We start from the raw sequence: 3,089 nt of genomic DNA, 5'->3' as shown, positions 1-3,089 counted from the left end.
TGCAAGGGCTCGAATTCCCCGCCACGCATGAACAGCTGATCGAGTTCGCGACCGACCGCGGGGCGGGCGCGGAAACCCTCACCGCACTCCGGGCGGTACCCGCCGGGCGCTATGCCAACAAGGAACAGGTCATCGAAGCGGTTCCGCAGGAACCCGAGGGAGACGCGCCCGGCGGCACGGCTCGCGGTTAGGGATGGTTGCGAGCGGTCGCGCGGCGGAGCCGCAGGCGTCCGCGCGAGCGGCCCGCCGCTTCGTGAAGCAGTTGACCGCGGCAGCGATGGCGACGTCGCTGAGCTGCCGCCGGACTTGCTCTACTGCATGGGCGCGGATGCGGCGAGCGAGTACATCAGCGGCAGGCGGGCCGACCCGTCACGGCCATTCGAGGACGGTCGCGACGACGTCGACCACAGTGCCGGTGACCTCTTCAGCGAGGTCTGGGCGTTCGGCGAGGGCGAACGGGTCGGTCTCCATGCGCACGGTCACGTTGGCGCGGTATGCCTCGGCGTCGTGCTCGTCGAAGATGAACACGACATCGTCGGTGCCGTGCCAGGTGCGCCGGAAGATCATGGTTTGCGGCTCACCGCGGGCGAGTAACCGCTTGGCCGAGAACCCGGCCAGCGGTAATGCTTTGACCGCGCGCAGCGCGGGATAGGGGCCTGGTGGCAGGACAAGGGGCGGTTGCTCTGTTTGCACGAGCGGGAACGCTAGAAGCGTTCGCGGGCACTCCTGTGCCAGGTTGGCAACGCTAGCGTGGTTTCACTCGGTCAGTCTAGCGTCGTCCGCTGGGGCCGAGCCCGACTGCGTGGGCGAGGTAGCGGAGTTCGCGGCTTCCGGCCTCGCGCCGTTCGGCTCGCAGCCTGTTCGCGATCGCCTCGCGCGTGAACGCATCGTTGGCGACCCGCTGGGGCGCTTCTTGGTGAGCCAGCGTCAAAAACCGCAGTCCCTTGTCCCTGGTTCGTTTCGAGTCGAGCAGGACGCGACCGGTGTCCATCCGGAACTCGGCGCGTCGCGAGGGACTCGGGATGATCTCCACCGGGACCTGGTCGGCGAGTGCCGCCACGCGCGCATGGTCGCCTGCTTCGGCGGCCATCCGCTCAGCGTGACGGCTGGCCAACCCGGGCATCCCGGCCGCACCGAGGCGCTTGCTCGACCACATCGTGCTCGAATACGTGTGCAGCAGTGCGAGCAGGATGTTGTTGCGGTACCGGGGCTGCTGCTGCAGCGCGGCGTGCAACTCGGGGATGAGCGTGGGCAGCAGCTCCAGCTGCCCGTTGTAGTCGCTGAGTCCGTGCTGGAGGTGCTGGAGCCGGTCGATGTCCGCGGCGATCTCGGGCCACGGCCGGGCCGGGACGTCCGGATCGTCTCCGAGGTCGATCTCCAGCGCGGCCTCCAACGGCACCAGTGCCGTGTGCGCACGTCGCTCGCCCATGCCCGCGCCGTGGTCCCGTTCATCGCGGGTGAGATCGACCGGCGAGACCCGCAAGGCGTACGCCAGCGGTTCGAGCACTTTCCGCTTGTCGACCGCTCGGCGGCCGGTCTCCAGCCGACTCACGTACGAGGGGGAAAACCCGGCGAGCTCGGCGACCTGTCGCAACGTCATCTGCCGGTCCGACCGGATTTCCCTGATGCGGCGCCCGATGATGCCGGTGTCGTCGTCGAACACGGCCGCCACCTCCCGCGGGGTCGATCACAGCGTTGTCGAGGGCCACCGTACAGAGCGCGGCAGCCACCCGGGCAGCGGTGCGCGCCCGTCCGTTAGACACCCGCTTAGTACTGCAACGGCACTCAAAGCGGGTAGCCGCGTTGTCGGTAGTGGCAGTGTCGGGCTTGGTGTTGGCGTCGTCGGCGCCAGCGTGACCAGGACCAGACGTGTTGAGCCGGGTGGGGCGTCCGGGCGATGAGGTTGATCAACAGGCGGCGGAGCTCTGCTAAGGTGTAGGTGATCATGTCTGGCTGGTTGGCGCCGAATTTGGTTGTGTGGCGAGGTTTTTCGACACGGCCACGCGATCCGCGCATGCAGCCGTTCCAACTCCGCCGAGATCACATCCAGCACCATCCCGACCATGATCCACTACGATCCACAACCAGATATACCCGAGTGCCGTTGCAGTACTAGGACGTGCTTGTTGTTTTAGAAATCGAAGATCTTGTGTCCCGAGCAGCATCAGCACCTGGTCGTAGATCTCGGCGATGTTGGCGTTGCTGGACCGGCTCGCCCCGGCGGCGTCGAGCTTTTTTCTTCGCCTGCAGACCGAAATATAGCACGTGCTGGGTTGGGAGGATGTACTTCGTCCAGACGTCCTTGCCGTATTCCAGGGACTGTCCTTTGTGGCCAGAAAACTGCTCGGTATCCACCTGCCCGACCATCTCCTACCGCCTCTCGGCCAGGCAGATCCCGACAAAGAACATCGCCGAAGGCTCCTCGTCCAGTCTTTCCCAGACCGTGCGGGCCGTGATATCGCCGACCACATCCTCGGCCATGATGCGAGAGTCCAGATCGCTCCACTGGTCCACGCACTCCCCGAAACTTCCGCCACGACGAGGGGGCCTTCCTCAAGAGCGGGAACGAACGAACGAACGAACGGTGTCAACCACATGGTCAAGCATGTTATTGGTAATGCCCGGATACACACCGATCCAGAACGCACGGTGAGTGACCGCGTCACTGTTGACGAGAGCACCCGCCACGCGGTATTCGACGTCTTGGTATGCCGGATGCCGTGTCAAGTTTCCGCTGAACAGCAGTCGGGTTCGAACGGCGTTAGCCTCGAGGTGAGACTGGATCTCTTGCCGGGTGAACGACGCATCCGGTCGAACCGAAAGGACGAAGCCGAACCAGCTCGGATCACTGCCGGGCGTCGGCTCCGGCAACACCAAGCCCGGCAAGCCATCCAGCTCGGCTCGCAATCGCTGCCAGTTCTCTCGCCGCTTTTTCCCGAATTCGTCGATTCGGGCGAGCTGGCTCAGGCCCAATGCCGCCTGCAGGTCGGTCGTCTTCAGGTTGTAGCCGATGTGAGAGAAGATGTACTTGTGATCGTAGCCGTGTGGCAGGGTCCCCAGCTGCCAGTCGAAACGCCTTCGGCAGCGGT

The 3,089-nt window shown here is 65.2% G+C and carries 5 protein-coding genes; 1 reads left to right on the top strand and 4 read right to left on the bottom strand.

Annotated features, from left to right (window positions below):
- A partial coding sequence (locus tag IJH84_RS24860) for a DUF2795 domain-containing protein (protein ID WP_295149696.1) occupies window positions 1–191 on the top strand: 191 nt, incomplete at its 5' end.
- A 178-nt stretch (window positions 192–369) separates the two neighbouring features.
- Here IJH84_RS24860 and IJH84_RS24855 read toward each other — a convergent pair.
- The 4 genes from IJH84_RS24855 to IJH84_RS24840 form a co-directional block, all read right to left on the bottom strand.
- Window positions 370–693: a hypothetical protein gene (locus IJH84_RS24855; protein ID WP_200071710.1), complete on the bottom strand. Its 324-nt coding sequence runs from the start codon at window positions 691–693 to the stop codon at window positions 370–372.
- A gap of 76 nt (window positions 694–769) precedes the next feature.
- Window positions 770–1,663 (bottom strand): helix-turn-helix transcriptional regulator, encoded by an 894-nt coding sequence (locus IJH84_RS24850; protein WP_200071709.1) that lies wholly within the window; start codon window positions 1,661–1,663, stop codon window positions 770–772.
- 707 nt (window positions 1,664–2,370) lie between these two features.
- The gene (locus IJH84_RS24845; protein ID WP_295149694.1) at window positions 2,371–2,514 is read right to left on the bottom strand and encodes a hypothetical protein; all 144 of its coding nucleotides are present in this window, start codon (window positions 2,512–2,514) and stop codon (window positions 2,371–2,373) included.
- A gap of 39 nt (window positions 2,515–2,553) precedes the next feature.
- A partial coding sequence (locus tag IJH84_RS24840; RefSeq protein WP_295149692.1) for a DegT/DnrJ/EryC1/StrS family aminotransferase occupies window positions 2,554–3,089 on the bottom strand: 536 nt, incomplete at its 5' end.

It is taken from the genome of Saccharopolyspora sp., assembly GCF_017434145.1.
Taxonomy (GTDB): Bacteria; Actinomycetota; Actinomycetes; order Mycobacteriales; family Pseudonocardiaceae; genus Saccharopolyspora_C; species Saccharopolyspora_C galaxeae.
This window is presented reverse-complemented; position numbering and strand designations above follow the sequence as displayed.